The 17,452-nt window shown below is 71.2% G+C and carries 21 protein-coding genes and 1 pseudogene; 13 read left to right on the top strand and 9 right to left on the bottom strand.

Annotation, left to right across the window (positions count from 1 at the left end; genetic code table 11):
* Positions 1-14 precede the first annotated feature (14 nt).
* The gene (locus tag FHR33_RS06330; RefSeq protein WP_183644795.1) at positions 15-287 is read right to left on the bottom strand and encodes a DUF2795 domain-containing protein; all 273 of its coding nucleotides are present in this window, start codon (positions 285-287) and stop codon (positions 15-17) included.
* A gap of 370 nt (positions 288-657) precedes the next feature.
* Here FHR33_RS06330 and FHR33_RS06335 point away from each other — a divergent pair, with 370 nt between their 5' ends.
* Positions 658-1,692 carry a TerC family protein gene (locus FHR33_RS06335; RefSeq protein WP_246451696.1) on the top strand — a complete coding sequence of 345 codons (1,035 nt, stop codon included), beginning with the start codon at positions 658-660 and terminating at the stop codon, positions 1,690-1,692.
* A 188-nt stretch (positions 1,693-1,880) separates the two neighbouring features.
* Positions 1,881-3,119, top strand: coding sequence for an NAD(P)/FAD-dependent oxidoreductase (locus FHR33_RS06340; protein WP_183644798.1), 1,239 nt, complete (start codon positions 1,881-1,883; stop codon positions 3,117-3,119).
* Between the two features lie 134 nt (positions 3,120-3,253).
* On the opposite strand, the gene FHR33_RS06345 is transcribed toward FHR33_RS06340, so the two are convergent.
* Positions 3,254-3,736, bottom strand: coding sequence for a hypothetical protein (locus FHR33_RS06345; RefSeq protein ID WP_183644801.1), 483 nt, complete (start codon positions 3,734-3,736; stop codon positions 3,254-3,256).
* Positions 3,737-4,000: 264 nt separating this feature from the next.
* Here FHR33_RS06345 and FHR33_RS06350 point away from each other — a divergent pair, with 264 nt between their 5' ends.
* A complete protein-coding gene (locus tag FHR33_RS06350) occupies positions 4,001-4,549 on the top strand; it encodes a DUF4142 domain-containing protein (protein WP_183644803.1) in 549 nt (182 codons plus the stop codon).
* Positions 4,550-4,573: 24 nt separating this feature from the next.
* Here FHR33_RS06350 and FHR33_RS06355 read toward each other — a convergent pair whose 3' ends face one another.
* A complete protein-coding gene (locus tag FHR33_RS06355) occupies positions 4,574-5,221 on the bottom strand; it encodes a response regulator (protein WP_376773280.1) in 648 nt (215 codons plus the stop codon).
* Positions 5,222-5,345: 124 nt separating this feature from the next.
* Positions 5,346-6,449, bottom strand: coding sequence for a sensor histidine kinase (locus FHR33_RS06360; protein WP_183644806.1), 1,104 nt, complete (start codon positions 6,447-6,449; stop codon positions 5,346-5,348).
* 86 nt (positions 6,450-6,535) lie between these two features.
* Between FHR33_RS06360 and FHR33_RS06365 the strand changes: the two are divergent.
* A pseudogene (locus FHR33_RS06365) lies at positions 6,536-7,180 on the top strand (ABC transporter ATP-binding protein); the annotation flags it as partial.
* A gap of 408 nt (positions 7,181-7,588) precedes the next feature.
* Positions 7,589-7,984, top strand: a complete 396-nt coding sequence (locus FHR33_RS06370) for a hypothetical protein (RefSeq protein ID WP_183644812.1) — start codon at positions 7,589-7,591, stop codon at positions 7,982-7,984.
* Here FHR33_RS06370 and FHR33_RS06375 read toward each other — a convergent pair.
* Entirely contained in the window at positions 7,971-8,609 is a 639-nt protein-coding gene (locus tag FHR33_RS06375) for a TetR/AcrR family transcriptional regulator (RefSeq protein ID WP_183644815.1), read from the bottom strand. The genes FHR33_RS06370 and FHR33_RS06375 overlap by 14 nt on opposite strands.
* A gap of 74 nt (positions 8,610-8,683) precedes the next feature.
* Between FHR33_RS06375 and FHR33_RS06380 the strand changes: the two genes are divergently transcribed.
* Both FHR33_RS06380 and FHR33_RS06385 read left to right on the top strand, forming a co-directional pair.
* Positions 8,684-9,532, top strand: coding sequence for an alpha/beta fold hydrolase (locus FHR33_RS06380; protein ID WP_221240961.1), 849 nt, complete (start codon positions 8,684-8,686; stop codon positions 9,530-9,532).
* Between the two features lie 192 nt (positions 9,533-9,724).
* Positions 9,725-10,309: a hypothetical protein gene (locus FHR33_RS06385; protein ID WP_183644821.1), complete on the top strand. Its 585-nt coding sequence runs from the start codon at positions 9,725-9,727 to the stop codon at positions 10,307-10,309.
* A 44-nt stretch (positions 10,310-10,353) separates the two neighbouring features.
* Here the strand turns inward: FHR33_RS06385 and FHR33_RS06390 are convergent, their stop codons facing one another.
* Both FHR33_RS06390 and FHR33_RS06395 read right to left on the bottom strand, forming a co-directional pair.
* Positions 10,354-11,400 carry a hypothetical protein gene (locus tag FHR33_RS06390; protein WP_183644824.1) on the bottom strand — a complete coding sequence of 349 codons (1,047 nt, stop codon included), beginning with the start codon at positions 11,398-11,400 and terminating at the stop codon, positions 10,354-10,356.
* Positions 11,401-11,432: 32 nt separating this feature from the next.
* Positions 11,433-11,897 (bottom strand): MarR family winged helix-turn-helix transcriptional regulator, encoded by a 465-nt coding sequence (locus FHR33_RS06395; RefSeq protein ID WP_183644827.1) that lies wholly within the window; start codon positions 11,895-11,897, stop codon positions 11,433-11,435.
* A gap of 87 nt (positions 11,898-11,984) precedes the next feature.
* On the opposite strand from FHR33_RS06395, the gene FHR33_RS06400 reads away from it, so the two are divergent.
* From FHR33_RS06400 to FHR33_RS06410, 3 genes are all read left to right on the top strand, one after another.
* Complete coding sequence (locus FHR33_RS06400) at positions 11,985-12,551, top strand: NADPH-dependent FMN reductase (RefSeq protein ID WP_183644830.1); 567 nt, start codon at positions 11,985-11,987, stop codon at positions 12,549-12,551.
* 69 nt (positions 12,552-12,620) lie between these two features.
* Entirely contained in the window at positions 12,621-13,211 is a 591-nt protein-coding gene (locus FHR33_RS06405) for a redoxin domain-containing protein (RefSeq protein ID WP_183644833.1), read from the top strand.
* Positions 13,212-13,220: 9 nt separating this feature from the next.
* The gene (locus FHR33_RS06410) at positions 13,221-14,075 is read left to right on the top strand and encodes a cytochrome c biogenesis CcdA family protein (RefSeq protein ID WP_183644836.1); all 855 of its coding nucleotides are present in this window, start codon (positions 13,221-13,223) and stop codon (positions 14,073-14,075) included.
* A 30-nt stretch (positions 14,076-14,105) separates the two neighbouring features.
* On the opposite strand, the gene FHR33_RS06415 is transcribed toward FHR33_RS06410, so the two are convergent.
* A complete protein-coding gene (locus FHR33_RS06415; protein ID WP_183644839.1) occupies positions 14,106-14,972 on the bottom strand; it encodes an exodeoxyribonuclease III in 867 nt (288 codons plus the stop codon).
* Positions 14,973-15,139: 167 nt separating this feature from the next.
* Here FHR33_RS06415 and FHR33_RS06420 point away from each other — a divergent pair, with 167 nt between their 5' ends.
* On the top strand, positions 15,140-15,706 hold the full coding sequence (locus FHR33_RS06420) for a hypothetical protein (RefSeq protein WP_183644842.1): 567 nt from the start codon (positions 15,140-15,142) through the stop codon (positions 15,704-15,706).
* Between the two features lie 94 nt (positions 15,707-15,800).
* Here FHR33_RS06420 and FHR33_RS06425 read toward each other — a convergent pair whose 3' ends face one another.
* Positions 15,801-16,403, bottom strand: coding sequence for a CGNR zinc finger domain-containing protein (locus FHR33_RS06425; RefSeq protein ID WP_183644845.1), 603 nt, complete (start codon positions 16,401-16,403; stop codon positions 15,801-15,803).
* A gap of 66 nt (positions 16,404-16,469) precedes the next feature.
* Here FHR33_RS06425 and FHR33_RS06430 point away from each other — a divergent pair, with 66 nt between their 5' ends.
* On the top strand, positions 16,470-16,862 hold the full coding sequence (locus FHR33_RS06430; protein WP_183644848.1) for a RidA family protein: 393 nt from the start codon (positions 16,470-16,472) through the stop codon (positions 16,860-16,862).
* A gap of 154 nt (positions 16,863-17,016) precedes the next feature.
* Positions 17,017-17,376 (top strand): 5-carboxymethyl-2-hydroxymuconate Delta-isomerase, encoded by a 360-nt coding sequence (locus tag FHR33_RS06435; protein WP_183644851.1) that lies wholly within the window; start codon positions 17,017-17,019, stop codon positions 17,374-17,376.
* The last annotated feature ends 76 nt before the right edge of the window (positions 17,377-17,452 follow it).

A 17,452-nucleotide genomic window follows, 5' to 3' on the forward strand; every position in this document is an offset into this window, starting at 1 on the left:
GGGCCGGACCGCTCCTAGTCGTGCTGCTCCCCGCCGGAGAGTCCGAGCTGTTCGGCGACGGCCTCCATGTTGTCGTAGACGCGATCGGGCAGTGACCGGATCGCCGCGAGCACTCCGTCGGGCGCCGACTGGGAGCGCGCGCGTTCCAGCAAGGTGTCGCGGTCGGCGGGGAAGGCGTGCGTTCCGCTGATCCACCGGGACAGCTCACTGCGACCGTCCACCTGCCGCGAGCTCATCCCCTCGGGCGAACCGGGCTCGTGCTGAGGGTCGGCGTGGTTCGGCTCCATGTCGTCCTTTCCATTCCTTCGTCCGAGCCCTCGCCATACCCCCCTCGGAGTGCGCAAACACGCCAAGGGTCGGTCCGCTGTCCGTCCTTGGGGCCGTTGTCAGCCCGCTCGACGACGGCGCGTTGCTCGCCCGCTCCGTCCGGGGTGACGGCGAGCGGCGCCCGGCCCTTGCTTCGGAGTCAGGACGGGCGGGGGGATAGGGGCCACCGCATTCGGTATGTATGATCGCAGGCGAAGTGGAGGGGAGTACTCCTTCGCGGCCGCGTCGTCATCACGGACCCACCCTCGGGGCCCGGTGCGGTCGGTCCGCGACGCCGCGGGCGGAGAAGACCTCCGACGGACGTGTCAACGCCAAGTCGGAGGAGCGCTCATGCCCCCACCTATGTCCGTGCCCGCCTGGCTGTGGGCGGCCACCCTCGCCGCCCTGCTCGGACTCATCCTCCTCGATCTGATCATCGTCAACAGAAGACCCCACAAGGTCACGATCGCCGAGTCGGCGCGGTGGATCGCCCTGTACATCGGCTGTGCCGTCGCTTTCGGCGCAGGCGTGTGGATCTTCGCCGGCGATGACCAGGCGGCCTCCTACCTCACCGGCTACATCACCGAGTACACGCTGAGCGTCGACAACCTGTTCATCTTCATGCTCATCATGGCGAACTTCGCCGTGCCCGCGATCCACCAGCACCGCGTGCTGCTCATCGGGATCGTGATGGCGCTGGTCATGCGCGGGATCTTCATCGGCGTGGGCGCGCAGGCCGTCCAGCGCTTCAGCTGGGTGTTCTGGCTCTTCGGCGGCATCCTCATCTACACCGCGTGGAAATTCGCCTTCAACAGCAAGGAAGACGAGGAGTACGACCCCAACGGCGGCGTCGTACGGCTGGTGCGCAGGCTGTTCCCGGTCACCGACGACTACCACGGCTCACGGCTGACCATCAAACAGGACGGCCGCCGCCTGCTGACCCCGATGTTCATCGTCATCATCGCCATCGGCGGCGCGGATCTGGTCTTCGCGGTCGACTCGATCCCCGCGATCTTCGGCATCACCCAGGACGCCTACCTGGTCTTCGCGGCCAACGCGTTCGCGCTGATGGGACTGAGACAGCTGTATTTCCTGCTCGGCGGGCTGGTGGAGAAACTCGTCTACCTCACCTACGGCCTGGCGGTCATCCTCGGCTTCATCGGCGTGAAGCTCGTCCTGCACGCCCTGCACGAGAACGAGCTGCCGTTCATCAACGGCGGCGAGCACGTCACCTGGGTCCCTGAGATCAACAACTGGATCTCGCTGGCCGTCATCGTCACCGTGCTGGCCGTCACGACGGTGGCCAGCCTGCTCAGGTCCAGGCGCGACACCCGCCAGGCCGTCGAGCCGTCCGTGTCCGAGCCCGCCGACCAGGCGCGCAACTGACCAGGAGGCAGGCTCGCCGACCGGCGGCGAGCCTGCCTCGGACATACGACAGGCACGCCGTGGTCGTCTCGCGCGGCTACCCCGGACTTCCCAAAGACGCTTCGAGCCCCGGACAGGAGATGCGGGTTTAGACGGCTCCCTGTGTGCCATATGCACCTGAAGCAGCACTCGCAGCGGAGGGACAGCCTGTGACCGTCACGCACTCGCGCTCCACCGGCCCGCACGTCGTCGTGGTCGGGGCCGGCTTCGCCGGCCTCGCCGCCACCCGGCAACTCGCTCGCGCGGGGGCCAGGGTCACCCTGATCGACCGTAACCCCTACACCACCTTCCAGCCCCTGCTCTACCAGGTGGCGACGGCGGGGCTCGGTCCCGGTGACGTGTCGTTCCCCATGCGCGCCTTCGCCGCCAGGTACCGGACGGTACGCACCCGGCGAGCCGCGGTGACCGGGATCCGGGCCGGCGAGCGGTGGGTGGAGCTGGACGACGGCACCGGCGTCGACTACGACTACCTGGTGCTGACCAGCGGCGTCACGACGAACTGGCTGAACATCGAGGGGGCGGAGCAGAACGCGCTGCCCATCTACTCGGTCCACGACGCGGTGACGCTGCGCAAGCTGCTGCAGCGCCGTCTTGAGGAGGCGGCTACCGGCGAGCGCGACAGCGTCCACGTCGTGGTGGTCGGCGGCGGAGCCACCGGCGTGGAGATGGCCGGCACGCTGGCCGAGCTGCGCCGCCGCACGATCCCGCTCACCTTTCCTGAGCTGTCGCTCAAACAGACGAGCGTCACCCTGGTCGAGCGGTTCGACTACGTGCTCTCGCCGTACAAGCCAAGGCTGCGCGACCAGGCCGCGCGCGCTCTGCGCAAGCGCGGGGTGCACCTGCGGCTCGGCGCCACGGTGGCCGAAGTGCAGCCCGACGCGGTCGTGCTGGCCGACGGCACCCGCCTGCCCAGCGACGTCACCGTCTGGGCACTGGGAGTCACCGCTCCAAGGTCGGTCGCCCAGTGGGGCCTGCCGCAGGGCCGAGGGGGCAGAATCTCGGTCACGCAGGCGCTCAACCTCGAGGACCATCCCGAGATCTTCGTCGCCGGTGACCTCGCGGGCCCGCCGGACGCGCCACCGCAGCTCGCGCAGCCCGCCCTCCAGATGGGCGCGCACGTGGGCCGTCAGATCGTCGCGGCGGCGCTGGGCCGCCGGGTCGAGCCCTTCAAGTACCGCGACCCCGGCATCATGGCGACGGTCGGCCGCGGCGAGGCCGTGCTGCAGTTGCAGAACGGCTGGACCTTCCACGGCCTGGTGGCCTGGCTGGCCTGGATCGGCCTGCACGTGGCCTATCTCCTGGGCGGGCGCAACCGGCTCGCGGTGCTGACCAGCTTCCTGTGGCGATACATCGGCCCCCGCCGCAGCGCCGCGTCCGTCATCGAGTGAGCCCGCACGTCAGGACGACCACCTCGAGCCTGCGGTCGGCCCCCGTGCCCCGCCGTCGCCTGCCCCTGCACGAGCAGGGGCAGGCGACGGCCGTGTGAGCGGCGGGCCTCAGTGGTGCGAGGCCCGGCCTCTCGTCACAGGGGCCTGACCTCGTGGCACCACGGCAGCCCGGGGATGGGCTCATAGTCGCCCGTCGAGGAGGAGACCCGGTTGGCGGGGAACTCGCCCCAGCCGCGCTGGGTGCCCTCGTAGGCGCGGTCGGCCTGCGTGTAGAGCCAGATGTTGTTGCGGTAGCCCTCGGGAACGGGCGGGTTCTCGTTGTTGCGCACCTGGCAGACGAACCAGTTCGTGCCCGCGTTGAGGTAGCCGACGGGGACGGTGAAGGAACCGTACTGTGCCTTGTAGACGTCGCCGCCACGGAAGTTGTGGCAGTACTTCGCCGCTCCGTAGCTGTAGCCGTGCGGGTTGGGGCCGACGGTTCCCGCGTCGCCCCAGCAGCCCGAGACGGCCGCGACGGCGTCCGGCTGCTCGGGGTCGGCCGAGGCGGGCGCGGAGGTGGTCACGATCGTGGTGGCGGCCAGGACGAGCACGCCACCGAGCAGTGACAGACGAGGCAAGGAGCATCTCCTTCTGGATCTTGAATGCGACAGCGGCACCGTAAGGACGCGCACTTGACGCTTTCTTGAATCACGCTGTCAGAGTGCTGGCATGGCGAAGTCCTGGACCTGGCATCACCAGCGGCCGCGATCGCACCCCCTCGCCGGCGATCACCAGCAGCTCGCCGCCATCGTCGGGGACGCCACGTCCTTGTTAACGAGCCTGGGTGCCGGGTAGTGGTCGACCCCTGGAGCCGATTTCGGCCATGACCAATCGGGGGAATCATGACGAATCTGCTATCACGGCTGGCGGTCGGGTGGCTGGCGGCGCTGGCCGCCGTCCTGGTACTGCTGCCGGCGGCGAGCGCGGCCGCTGTTCGGGGGCCGCAGGACGAGGAGTATCTCCGGATGGCGCACCAGGGCAACCTGGCTGAGATCGCGTCCGGCCGTGCCGCGCAGGAGAAGGCGTCCAGCGAGGACGTCCGGATGATGGGTGAACAGCTCGTCACCGACCACACCAAGCTGGACACGGACCTGAAGAAGGTGGCCGAACAGCTGGACATCAGCCTGCCCGACGAGCCCGATCCTCAGATGGCCGCCGAGCTGCGCAAGGTGTCGGAGCTGTCTGGCCAGGCTTTCGACGCGGCCTGGGTCGACATGCAGATCAAGGGCCACGAGAAGACGCTGCGACTCGGCCAGGACGAGCAGAGCACCGGCACCGAGACGGCGGTCAAGCAACTGGCCGTAGACGCCGCCCCGGTGATCGAGAAGCATCTGCGGATGATGCAGGAGCTCCACCGCACCATGTCCCCCGGCAACGCACCCACCGGCTGAGCCGGCTCGCTGTTCGCCGCCCCGCTAGCGGACGATCCCCGCCTCGTAGGCGGCGATGACCAGGTGGACGCGGGTGCGGGCGTCGAGCTTGGTCAGCAGATGGCTGACGTGCGTCTTCACCGTGCCGAGGCTGACGTACAGCCGCTCGGCGATCTCCGCGTTGGACAGGCCCCTGGCCACCAGGACGAGCACCTCGCGCTCGCGCTCCGTGATGGGCGGGGCGGTGGCCGGGGGCGCCGGGCTCACGTACCGCTCGATCAGCCGCCGCGTGACGGTGGGCGCCAGGAGCGACTCGCCTGAGGCGACCACCTCGACGGCTCTGAGCAAGTCGGCCGGCGGGGTGTCCTTGAGCAGGAAGCCCGCGGCGCCCGCCTGCAGCGCTCCGTAGACGTACTCGTCGAGGTCGAACGTGGTCACGATGAGCACGCGCGTGCCCGGGCGGCCCGCGCAGATGTGGCGCGTGGCCTCGATGCCGTTCATCACCGGCATGCGCACGTCCATGAGGACCAGGTCGGGACGGTCGCGAGCGGCCAGTCGCACCGCCTCCTCGCCCGTGGCGGCCTCTCCGACCGTGACGAATCCCGGCGCGCTGTCGACCAGCAGGCGGAAGCTCTCCCTGATGAGCGGCTGGTCGTCGGCCACCAGCACCCTGGTCACAGCGCCATCGGTGATCACCGCGCCACCCCGGTCACAGCGCCCATCCCGACCCCGGCGCCATCCGTGATCACGGCGCCCAGCCCGATCCCGGCGCCCAGTCCGATCACAGCGTTCAGTGTGGTCACAGCGTTCAGTCTGGTCACAGCGGCAGCCTTGCCTTGACGCGGAAGCCGCGCAGAGGGCGCGCGCCCGCCTCGAACTGGCCGCCGAAGGCGCGCACCCGCTCGCGCAGCCCCGTCAGTCCGTGCCCGTACGGCCGCTCCTGTCCGCGGGTGCCGTCATCGGTCACCTCCACGACCAGCCCGTCCCGCTGCCGCTCGACCCGCACGCGGACGTGGCGGGCTCCCGCGTGCTTGAGCACGTTGGTCAGCGCCTCCTGCACGATCCTGTAGACGGTCAGCTCCAGCTCCTCCCCCACGTCGGCGTCGATCGCCAGTTCCACCTCCAGGCCCGCCGCCCTGGTCCGCTCGACCAGCGCGGCGAGATCGGCCAGCCCCGGAGCCGGGGCGAACTCGGCCTCGCCGTCATCTCGCAGCACGCCGAGCAGCCGCCTGGTCTCGCGCAGCGCCGACCTGCTGGTCTCCTCGATCGAGGCGAGCGTGCGGCTCATCTGCTCCGCCCTGCCCACGTGGCCCGCCACCCCCGCCTGCACGGCGATCGTGCTGAGGCTGTGGCCGATGACGTCGTGAAGCTCCCTGGCGATGCGCAGCCGCTCCTCCGCGGCCTCCGCCCGCGCCCGTTCCTCCGCGTGGACGGCGAGCCGCTCGGTGTAGAGCCTGCGCTGCCGCACCGCCGTACCGACCGCCCATGCGGCGACCAGGATCGCCAGCACCAGCCCGAGCCGCTCGCGCACGATCCCCGTGAAGGGCGACTCCACCACGCCCTGCGCCCCCACCGCGGCCGCCGCGAGCAGCGCGACGACGGTGCTCCTGCGGGTGGCCAGCGTGTACAGCGCGAGGGGCAGGCAGAGCAAGTCGGCATGAGGGAGGAGGAACTCCCGCATGCCAAGCCCGCCGATCAGGACGATCACGAACACGGCGCGCGGCCAGAACCGCCTGACCGCGATGGGAAGACTCGTGGCCAGAGCCGCGGCGTAGTCGAGCAGATCGGGAGGCACGTCGTTCCTCGTGGTGGCGAGCCCGACGAAAGCCGCCGCCAAGAAGGCGGCGATCCCGACGTCGACCGTCACCCAGGCCCAGGTCGGCACCCGGCTCAGCAGCGGGGGACGGATCTGTTCGCGCACGCCTCGAACCTAACCGCGCGCCCTGTCGCCCGCATCTGTCCCAGGACTGATGCGGGAGGGGCCGTGTCCCGCCGATCGTGGAACGCATGATCGAAGTAACCGGGCTCACCAAACGTTTCGGACCGGCCGCCGCCGTGGACGATCTCTCCTTCCAGGTGCCGCCTGGCAGGATCACCGGCTTCCTCGGACCGAACGGCGCGGGCAAGACCACGACCATGCGGCTGATCCTCGGCCTCGACCGGCCCACCGCGGGACACGCCCTCGTCGGCGGCGTGCCGTACCGGAGCATGAGACGGCCGCTCACCCACGTCGGCGCGCTGCTGGACGCGACCGCGGTGCAGGGCGGCCGCCGCGCCGAGCAGCATCTGCGGTGGCTGGCGCGCTCCAACGGCATCTCGCCGCGCTCCATCGGCTCGCTGCTCGAACTCGTCGGGCTCGGCGACGTCGGCCGCAAGCGGATCGGCGGCTTCTCGCTCGGCATGAAGCAACGGCTGGGAATGGCCGCGGCGCTGCTCGGCGATCCCGAGGTGCTCCTGCTCGACGAGCCGACCAACGGGCTGGATCCCGAGGGCATCCGCTGGACGCGCGGCCTGCTGAAGTCGCTGGCCGCCGAGGGGCGGACGGTCCTGGTGTCGAGCCATCTGATGAGCGAGATGGCCCTCACGGCCGACCACCTGATCATCCTCGCGCGAGGCAGGCTGCTGGCCGACGCGGGCGTCGCCGACCTGGTGAGGCCAGGCGTCTCGCTGGAGGACGTCTTCATGCGGGTCATCGCGGGCGGTGAGCGGTGAACGCGATCGCGGCCGAGTGGATCAAGCTCCGGACGCTGCGGTCGACCTGGTGGGCGCTGGGCGCCGGAGTGGTCGTCTCGCTGACGCTCACCGTGTTCGGCGCCGCCACGGTCATCTCACGCTGGGATCCGGGCCGCACGCCCGACCAGGCCGCCATGGGGATCGTCGTCGCCGTCTATGTGGGGGTGATCCTGGCTCAGCTCCCCCTCGGGATGCTGGGCACGATGACGATCACCGGCGAGCACGCGTCGGGCATGCTCGACACGACCTTCGTGGCCACCCCGTCAAGGACGCGGGTCCTGCTGGCCAAGGCGGTGGTGCTGAGCGGGGGCCGCGCTCGTCTGCTCGGTGCTCATCGCGGTACCCGGCTATCTCTACGGGCGTCTGGTGGCCGCGCGGTTCCACCCGTCGGCGCTGCCCGCGGAGGCCTGGCAGGTGATCGCCGGAGGAACGCTCATGATCGTGACCACCACGCTGCTCGGGCTGGCGCTCGGCGCGATCCTGCGCAACGGGGCCGTGGCGACCGCCGCGCTGGTCGCGATCGTGCTCCTGCTGCCGTTCGTCGCCCGCGTGCTGCCATGGGGTGAGGCGATCAACCTGTTCCTGCCGACCTATCCCGCGCTCCAGTTGATCGAGCAGGCGCCCGACATCATGCCGGCCTGGACGGCGTTCGCGGTGCTCGCGGGCTGGGCGGTGCTCCCCCTGGCGGCCGGGGTGGCCTGCGCAGGGGTCAGGTCGTCGTAGGAGCGTCACGCTCTGCCAGGTCAGAGGCCGCGAGTGCGCCTGGTCCCTGGCCCGGCCGTTCGCCGTCGAGCAGGCGGGCGAGGAAGTCCTCGACCGCCCTCTCCGCCTGTTCCGTCTGCCCTGTCCTCGCCACCAGCAGGGCGATCTCGTTGATCGCCGCCAGCAGCATGTGGGCGTGGATCTCCAGGTACTCCTCCCGCACGGCTCGTGTGGCCCTGAGCGTGCGCTTGAGCATGCCGAAGGCATGCCGCGCCTCCAGCTCGCGCCACTTCTCCCAGCCGAGCACCGAGGGGGCGTCGATCAGCACGATCCGCTGGATGACCTTGTCGCCCGCCAGCCTGATCCAGGCCAGGCTGCCCTCACGCAGCGCCTGTTCGGCGCTGGCCCCGCTCGTCACGGTCGCGGCGATCTCGCGGCCGATCCTCGTCTCCACGGCCTCGAAGACCGCCTCGAACAGCGCGTCCTTGCCCGCGAAGTGGTGGTAGAGCGCGCCTCTGCTCAGGGCCGACTCGTGCAGGACCATCTCGATCGAGGTGCCGTCGTAGCCGTGCTCGGAGAACAGGCGGGTGGCGATGCCGAGGACCCTGTCGCGAGTGGCGGCGCCCCGCTCTGCCTTGAGGTTCATGCGACCACTCTAGACATACCGACTATCAGTCGGTAATTTTCTAGACCGACAGTCGGTTTGTAATGGAGGCAGCGATGAGAACGCACCACGGCATCTCCTACCTCGACGAGGGGAACGGGCCCGTCGCCCTGTTCGTGCACGGCGCGGGCACCGGCTCGGGCCTGTGGGCCAACGTCATCGCCGCGCTTCGGGAGGAGCGCAGGTGCGTCGCCCTCGACCTGCCGGTCCACGGGCAGAGCGAGGTCAGGGAGGACCTCTCGCTCCCCGCGCTCGCCGAGGTGATCGAGGAGTTCTGCGCCGACCTCGGCCTCGACCGCGTGGACCTGGTCGCCAACGACAGCGGCGGCGCCATCGCGCAGGTCTTCGCGGTCAGGCACCCCGAGCGGCTGCGCACGCTCACCCTGACCAACTGCGACGTGCACGACAACCTGCCGCCCGAGCCGTTCAGGCCCACGGTCGAGCTCGCGGCGCGGGGCGGGCTCGCGCCGCTCACCGCGACGCTGCTCGATCAGCCCTCGCTGCTGGTGCAGGGCGTGTTCGCGGCGAGCTACGAGCGCATCGACGACCCCGAAGGGCTGGTCGAGCGGTTCGTCAGGCCGATCTTCGGCGACCCTGAACGCGGACGCGCCTTCGAGCGCTTCCTGGTCGGCCTGCGGGCCGAGCACCTCGTCGCGATCGAGCGGGAACTGGCCGAGCTGGCCGTGCCCACGCTGGTGGCATGGGGCACCGGCGACCCGTTCTTCGAGCTTCACTGGGCAGGGTGGCTGCGCGACACCATTCCGGGCGTGCGCAAGGTCGTCGAGATCGAGGGCGGCAGGCTGTTCTTCGTGGACGAGCGCGCAGGCGAGCTCGTGCCGCACCTGCGCGAGCACTTCGCCTTCGGCCTGGCGGCGTCCGCGACCGGCGGCGGTGGCCGACCTTGAGCCGAGGTCAGGCGAGGGCAGGCGGCCGTGCCTGAGCACCCGCTTCGCGACAGGGGCTGTGAGACCAGGACCATGCCGCCGAGGTCGAGCCTGGCGTTCGAGAGGCGGAACTCCGGCAGGAACCTGGGCAGCAGGTCGTCTTCGCCACCGGTCGGGGACCGGCCCGGTGAGCTCCTCGGATAGGGTCCACGGGTGAACGACGCCCCTGTCATCCTGCTCGGCGGCGCTTCGGGGACCGGCAAGAGCCAGGTGTCCTATCCCCTGGCGCGCCGCCTGGCATCACCGATCGTCGAGATCGACGACATCGTCGAGGCGCTGCAGGCCATGACCACGCCCGAGCAGCTGCCCGCGCTGCACTACTGGCGGGCCAACCCTGAGGCCGCCCACCTGCCGCCCGAACGGATCGTGGAGATGCAGATCTCCGTGGCGCGCGCCCTCGTCCCGGCGGTGCGGGCGGTGGTCGCCAACCATCTCGAGACCATGACGCCCGTGATCGTCGAAGGCGACTACCTCTTGCCGTCCACGGCCGCGGAGCTGGACGGCGTGCGAGCGGTCTTCCTGCACGAGGGCGACGAGGAGCAGATCGCCGAGAACTACCTGCTTCGCGAACCCGCGGCGGGGGCGCAGCACGGGCGGGCCATGGTGAGCCGCCTGTACGGCGACTGGCTGGCCGCACAGGCCGAAGCGGCCGGGGTGCCTGTCGTTCCCGCCCGCCCCTGGGACGACGTCCTCGAACGGGTGGCACGGGCGCTCGACCTCGCGCCGCCCTCCGCCTGATCCTGCCGCCGGGTCGGACCGACACGGGGCGCGCGCTGATCCGTTCACCTGTACGTCCAGCGGAAGAGGGTGTCGCCCTCGGCGGTGAGCCAGGTGCCGTCCCCGAGCGGGTACGCGGATTCGTGCGGGGGCATCGGGTAGCGCACCTCTCCGCGCACCTGGCCGCTGACAGCGTCGATCAGGATGTGCCTGGCGTCCTGCGGCGATTCGGCGTAGAGCGTCGCGGTAGCGATCACGGTGTCCGCGTCAACGTAGCCGGCGCCGTCCCAGTAGGCCTCGCCCGTGGCCGGACGCCATGCGTCAGCGGCGTCGAGCCTGCGCATGATGAGCCCGCCGGGGAAGGAGTGCCAGGCGATCTCGTCCGGCGGGGCGTAACTGAGATAGGACAGCCCGCTGGGATGGACGTCGAGCAGGATGCGGTAGTCGTCCTCGTGCTTCCACACGCGCAGGCCGTCCTCCTCCAGCCGGCCCCAGTACACGTGCAGGCCGTCCTGGCCCTCCCCGACTCCCAGGCCCATGTGCCGCCCGTCGGCGTGCGGCAGGTGCCCGCCGCCGACGGCGGCGCAGCCCAGAGTCTCCCGCGCCACGACCCGTCCGGTGTCGGCCGCCAGCACGAGCCACTCGTCGCCCCGGTAGGGGGTGCCGTCGAACGCGCCGTCGTCGCGCCACACCCCCGAGCTCGGCGGGCCCGGCAGCATCGCCCAGACGTGCCGGCCGTCGTCGCTGACCCGGCACGAGGAGCGGTTCTCCTTGCGGGAGTGGCGCCGGTGACCGCGGTGCTCCCACAGCACCGCGCCGGTGGGGGTGACGGCTCGGACGGCCTCGTCGTTGCAGAACACGCCGACGTCGCCGTCGGGGCTGACCGCCGCCTCCCACGACTCCTCGTCCGGCCACGGCACCGCGAAGGCGCTGATCAACGAGGGTTGCGCGCCGAAGAACGCGTCCAGGTCGTGCAACTCGAGACTCGTGCCCTCTCTGAGCAGCATCCTCGGCGGCCCCGCCCGCCCGACCTCGACCGCCCACAGCGGGCCCACGACACGGGCCGCGTTCCTGAGGTGTGCCCGGCCGGCGGGCACCGCCTTGATCTCCATGGCCCGAGTGTGCCAGCGCGCCCGCTCCCCGGTCAGGCGTCGTCGCTCGCGAGGTTGCTCAGCACGATGTCGGAGATGTCGCCCAGGGCGTCGAGCTGCTCGTCGGTCAGCAGGTCGATCAGGTGCCGGCGCACGGATTCGACATGTGGAGGGGCGGCCTCCTGGATGGCGCGCCAGCCGCCCTCGCTCAGGACGATGACCGCGCCCCTGCCGTCGGTCGCGCACTCCTCCCTGGAGACCAGGCCGCGCTCCTCCATCCGGCTGATGTGCCTGGACAGGCGGCTCTTGGACCACAGCATGCGATCGGCCAGCTCCTGCAGCCTCCAGCGCCTGTCCTGCCTGGCGGTCAGGGCGGACAGGACGTCGTAGTCGGCGTCCGACAGCCCGGAGTCGCGGTGGAGGTCGCGGGAGATCTGGGCATCGAGCAGCAGGCGCATCCGCCGGTAGCCGAGCCAGGCCCGGGACTGTCGATCGTCGAGCCAGCGTGGTTCGGCCATGGCGCCCATCCTAGCGCTCGTTGACATGTAAACCAAGTTCGTGACAGTGTGGTTTACACGTAAACCAAGCATGGAGGAGCGCAGGTCATGCCTACCCTGAAGATCATCGTCGCCAGCACCAGGCCGACCCGCATCGGACGCGCCATCGGCGACTGGGTCGACGCCCACGCCGTCCGTCACGGCGGCTTCGACGTCGAGCTCCTCGATCTGGCGGAGGTCGGGCTGCCGTTCCTCGACGAGCCCGAGGACGCCACCACCGGGCGGTACGTGCACCGGCACACCAAGCTGTGGAGCGCGGCGATCGACGCCGCCGACGCGTTCGTGTTCGTGATGCCCGAGTACAACTACTGCTTCAACGCGCCGCTGAAGAACGCCCTGGACTTCCTCTACAGGGAGTGGGCGTACAAGCCCGTGGGCTTCGTCAGCTACGGAGGCATGTCGGGCGGCATGCGCGCGGTCGAGATGATCAAGCCGGTGGTGGTCAAGCTGCGCATGGTCCCCGCGGGCAACGCCGTGACCATCTTCCGTCGCACGATGCTGGACGCCGAGGGTCGCGTGACCGCCCACGACGAGCTGGCGGCCGCGGCCGACGGCATGCTGGACGAGCTCGGACGGCTCACCGAAGCGCTCTCGACGATGCGCGTCCCCGCATGACCGGCCGGCCTGGCACGCCGTCACGAGCTCGTAAGAATTGGCCGGGCGGAACGCTTCTACGCTGAACACATGATCACAGTGCGAGCGGCAGCCGTTCTGATCGCGGGCACCCTGCTGGTGACCGCCTGCGGCACCATGGCTCCAGGTGAGGCCGCAGCCCCCATGCGCGACGACGCGCCGTCGGCGGCCGCCCCGGCCTCCACCCCTCCCTCCACGCCGGCCGTTTCGGACGCCCCTGTGGCGACGGCGGCCGTCCCCTCAGCCCTCGACTTCTCGGCAACGACGCTGAAAGGGCAGCGCTTCGACGGCGCGAGCCTGGCGGGCAAGCCCGTGGTCTTCTGGTTCTGGGCGCCGTGGTGCCCCAAGTGCCGTTCGGAGGCGCCCGCCGTCAAGGCCGCCGCCGCCGACTACGACCAGGTCGCGTTCGTCGGCGTGGCCGGGTTGGACACCGAGGCGGCCATGCGGGAGTTCGTCCAGGGCACCGGCACAGGCGAGGTCACCCACCTGGCGGACGCCAAGGGCGCGGTGTGGACGAAGCTCGGCGTCAGCGAGCAGTCCACCTTCGTGTTCATGAAGCCTGACGGCTCCACGACGAAGGCCACGGGCCCCCTCAGCCAGGGCGACCTGGACGGCCACGTGCAGCGACTCCTCGGCCGTTAGGCGCGCGACATGCAGGCATCCGAGCTTCCGCTGGCCCTGGCGTTCGCCGCCGGCACGGTGGCCGCCTTCAACCCGTGCGGTTTCGCGATGCTGCCGGCCTATCTCGCCCTGCTGGTCGCCGACGGCGGAACGGCGCGCGGCGGGCCCTTCACCAGGGCGCTGAGCCTGTCGGCCGCCATGACCGCAGGGTTCGTCACGGTCTTCGGCCTGTTCGGGCTGCTGATCACGGCGCTGGCGGTGTCGGTCGGCCGCTACCTGCCCTGGGTGACGCTCGCCGTCGGAGCGCTCCTGATCGGGCTGGGCCTCTGGTTGCTGACAGGGCGCGAGCTGCTGCTGCGCCTGCCCGGCCTGGGCACGGGCCGCCCCACCACCTCACCCCTGTCCCTGTACGTCTATGGCGTGTCGTACGCGGTCGCCTCCCTGTCATGCACGGTCGGGCCGTTCCTCGCGGTCACCTCGGCCTCCCTGTCGGGGGCCGGGGTGCCGGGCGGCGTGGCGGCCTTCGTCGCCTACGCGCTGGGCATGGGCGTGGTGGTCGGCGTGCTGTCCATGGCGGTGGCGCTGGCCAGGGCGGCCGCGGTGGCCAGACTTCGGCGGCTGCTGCCGTACGTGTCGAGAGCGAGCGGCGCCCTGCTCGTGGCGGCCGGGCTGTACGTCATGTACTACGGCTGGTACGAGCGGCGCGTCTTCGCCGGGGGAACGGCAGACGACCCGGTCGTCGGCGCCGCGACAGCCGTCCAGGGGGTGCTCGCGGGGTGGGTGGCGGCTCTCGGCGCCGGCTGGGTCGCGGTCGGCGTCGCCCTGCTCGCCGTCGGTGCGCTCGCGCTGCGCGGGGTACGGCGGCGCGCCCGTTCCACCCGCTGAGCCCCGGCTTCTAGGGCGCTCAGGCGGGGATCACGGCGACTGCGGCAGCTTCCTGCCGGAGCCTCTCCTGCCGGCGGGCGCGGACGGCGGCGGCACGACGGGCCCGATGTCCCCGTCGGGCGCCACGTCGAGATCGACGATGACGGGGGCGTGGTCGCTGGGCCCCGTGCCCTTGCGCGCGTGCCGATCGACCCATGCCGCCCGCACCCTGTCGGCCACCGGGCCCGAGGCCAGCACCAGGTCGATCCGCATGCCGAGGTCCTTGTGGAACATGCCGGCCCGGTAGTCCCAGTAGGTGAACACCCGCTCGGCCGGCCAGCGCTCCCTCACGACGTCGCGCAGGCCGAGCGCCTCCAGCTCGGCCAGGGCCGCCCGCTCCCTCGGGGTCACGTGGGTCTGGCCGATGTAGGCGTCGGGATCGAAGACGTCCGCGTCGGCGGGGGCGATGTTCACGTCCCCGCACACGAGCGCGCTCTCCGGACCCGCGCTCACCACGTCACGCAGCGCGGCCAGCCAGGCGAGCTTGTAGTGGTAGTGGTCGGAGTCGGGCGTGCGCCCGTTCGGCACGTACACCGAGTGGACCCTGACCCCGCCGCACGTCGCGGCCACCGCCCGCGCCTCGGGATGGGGGAACCCCGGCGCGTCCGCGAGCCCCTTCACCACGTCGTCGAGCCCGACCCTGGAAAGGAGCGCCACCCCGTTCCACTGCACCTCGCCGTGGAGGGCGACCTCGTAGCCCCTGCGCCCGAGCTCCTGTCCGAGCAGCTCGGTGAACGCCTGGTCGGCCAGCTTGGTCTCCTGCAGGCACAGGACGTCGGGCTGCCGCTCGTCGAGCCACGGCAGCAGCCGCGGCATCCGCTGCTTGACCGAGTTCACGTTCCAGGTCGCTACCCGCACCAGCCCCACAATAGCCGCAGGCCGATCGGAGCGGTGGAGCCACGGCCCAGGCCGACCGAGACCTCCCGGGGGCTCCGGTCGCTCCCGAGTGGCCGGGACCGCCGTCCCCTCCCGGGCATACGATCACTGACGCACCCACCACGGCTCTCCAGACGGAATGCGGTCACATGAGGCGCGTCAGAGCAAGGCCCGCGGCGATCGTCGCGGGAGTCGTGGCGATCGCCGCGTTCGTGGGCTGGCAGGAGTCGTGGCGGTTCTGGCCACGGCCGCCCCACGTCGACGGCGCGCTCGCCGCGACGGCCCTCCCGAGCATCGACAGGCACCTGGAGACCTCGCCGGAGCTCACCTGGAAGACCATCCCCGGCGAACTGGGGCCACGCTGGTTCTGCACCGAGAGCGTGATCGAGACCACGCGGGCCGGCTCCTCCACGCGGATCGGCCTCGTGGCCGCCTGCGGGGAGTACGCCAGGCGCGGCGGCGACCTGCTGATGGGCGGCGGCCGATCGGGCCCCCTCGTCGTGACGCTCGACGGCGGAAAGGTGACCGGCGTCGAGCAGCCCGCCGACGGCGCGGCTTTCGCGCCCTCGGTGGGCCGGATGCTCTCCGAGAGGGGCGCCGCCGAGTACTGGCGCCGTTCTCGTCTGCGCAGCGACGACCTGGCCTCCCCTGAGGACGAGGCCCGCCGCACGTTCGGCCTGCCGTCGGGCACCCGGGCCGGGCCCTTTACAATGTAGATCAGCTACCGTCCCCCTCTTCCCGAGGGGGCCCTTCGCCTTCACCCCCGCGCCAGGCGCGGGAACGGGCGGGGTCGGCCGCGCCGAGGAGGCGTCACGGATCGGCTGCCTGCCGGGCGCGGAGAGCCCGGAGCTTGTGGCGGTTGCCGCAGCGCTCCATCGCGCACCAGCGCCGGGCGCCGGGACGGGACGTGTCGGCGAACACCAACGGGCAGTCGTCGCTCGCGCACTCGCGGATGCGCGCGGCGAACGGCCCGGACAGCAGCTCGATCATCTCCCGCGCCAGCGTCGACAACGCCTGCGTCGCCCGCACCGGCGACGCCCAGCCCGCGGCCGTGCCGTCGGCGGCCAGCTCGGGGACCAGCGGCGCCACGGCCGCGGCCCTGTTGATGGTCGCGACCGCTTCGGCGGGGAGGGTGCGACGCGCGGCCTGGGCGTGCGCCGCGTCCCAGATCGCCTGGCGGAGGGCCTTGGCCGCGGTCAGCTCGCGGGCCGTCACGGGGGTCGTCATGACCGCGGCCAGCGGTGGCTGGGCCAGCCATTCGCCGAGGTCGGCAGGCTCGTGGAGGGTCTCGAACACCGCGTACCTGCCCTCGCCGCCCGTGTGGGCGAAGTCCAGGCAGACGGCGCCGGCGTCGAACCTGAACGACCCGCCCCTGGGATCGCGCAGCACCCGTCCGATTGCGCTCGCTCGCATGAAACCACTATAACTGGTGTCAGACGAAACCGCTTTAAATGGTTTCACCGTCGAAGGAGGCAGCACATGGGTGTACGGCACATCAACCCCGAGGGGCTCCATCGCAGCCCGGCTTTCAGCCAGGCCGTCGTGGTCGAACAGCCGACGAAGACGATCTACATCGGCGGGCAGAACGGCGTCGGCGCCGACGGTAAGGTCGTCGGTCCCACGGTCGGCGAGCAGGCCAGGCAGGCGTTCCGCAACCTCGCGGCCATCCTGGACAGCGAGGGGGCCGGCCTGGCGAACATCGTGCACTGGCGCATCGCCGTGGTCGACGGCACCACCTTCGACGAGGGTGTGGCCGCCTTCCAGGAGGTGTGGAACCGGGCCGACCCGCCCCCGGCCATCACGGTCCACGTCGTGGCCGGCTTGGCCGGCCCCGAGGTCCTCGTCGAGATCGACGCCGTCGCCGTCGTGTGACTCCCCTACCCGGTTGTCCTGTCAGGTCGCACCCGGCGTCAAGGCGGCCGGCATGGCGGCGACAATCGCCGGGGCGGGCCCATGCGACGCCCGCCCGAGCCTCCGCGTCCGCTACGGTGCCGAGCATCCGCTCACCACCTGACGAGGAATGCCCATGCCCCAGATCACCGTCGAGTACTCCGCGGCGCTGGACGACGCGTTCGAGCGCCGCGCCTTCGCGCTCGCCGTCCACACGACTGCCGGCGCGCTCATCGACTCCGACCTCGACAGCTTCAAGACGCGCTTCCACCGGATCGACGAGGGCGTCATCGGTGACGGGGCGGCCTCCCATGCCATGATCCACGTGGAGGTGGCGATCCTGCCCGGCCGCAGCGAGGAGACCAGGAGGCTGCTGGGCCAGACCGTTCTCGACCTGGCCGTCCGGCATCGCAAGGACGTCGCGGAGACCGTCCAGACGACGGTGGAGGTCCGCGAGCTCACCGCCGGCCACTATCACAAGCACGTCTCTCCCTGAGGCGGGCCGCTCCCTGAGGTGGAGGGAACCGCTCGCGCCCGGATCGGCAACAACGGGTGACCCGATCCAGAGCCGA

Origin of the sequence: Nonomuraea dietziae (genome assembly GCF_014195505.1) — a bacterium.
GTDB classification, from domain to species: domain Bacteria; phylum Actinomycetota; class Actinomycetes; order Streptosporangiales; family Streptosporangiaceae; genus Nonomuraea; species Nonomuraea roseola.